The sequence below is a fragment of the Vibrio sp. 378 genome, assembly GCF_033339435.1.
The window spans coordinates 1-640 of record NZ_JAWOUO010000693.1 but is presented as its reverse complement, the minus strand read 5'-3'; the positions used below and the strand labels follow the sequence as shown (position 1 = coordinate 640).

General features: G+C 41.4%; 1 protein-coding gene. It reads right to left on the bottom strand.

Annotated elements, in window-relative coordinates; all coding sequences use genetic code 11:
- A partial coding sequence (locus tag R7Q48_RS28310) for an RHS repeat domain-containing protein (RefSeq protein ID WP_318133644.1) occupies nucleotides 1-640 on the bottom strand: 640 nt, incomplete at both ends.

Here is a 640-nt window from a genome sequence, read left to right as displayed (position 1 = left end):
CAAACCCAAATCATTCGTCGCACTAACAAGATCGTCTTGCTCGTCATAGATATATGTTGTTAATACTTGTTCTGTCTTTGTGTTCAACAATTCAACAAGGCGCCCTTGTTTATCATATTGACACTCAAGAACTGGTCGCTTGTTATGTGCAACTTCAATTAGGCGATGGTTTCTCGAATAACGAAGTTGGAACGTCGAAAAGATTCCATTGCGGATTTGTTTTAATAGCCAAATGTCTTCTACCAACTCAAAACGATATTGATCACCGCTAGAGAGAGTGACAATTCGTGTATTTGGGTTTAGGAAATGACAGCTTGCTCCGACATAGACTTGATAACTAGTTGAACCATGCTCAACTGGTTCAAATTCAATCTCGTCAGCAGAATCACTTACAAATTCCCATGAGGTGACGTTGTGCTTTTCATCTGTGACTTCTTTCAGTTCAAATTGAAAAGCATGTCGCCAACCGTAACCAAGACCTTGATTTCGGGAAGCTTTGGATGAGCGATACGTTCTTGACCAAACGAAGCCATTGGGAAGCTCTACATCATTGAGTGTTAATATTTCTTCGCCCGTTACTAGAGAAACCGGATCTCCCGCTTTTTCATGACATTCGCTGCCCGTCTGTAAAGGCTTTGCA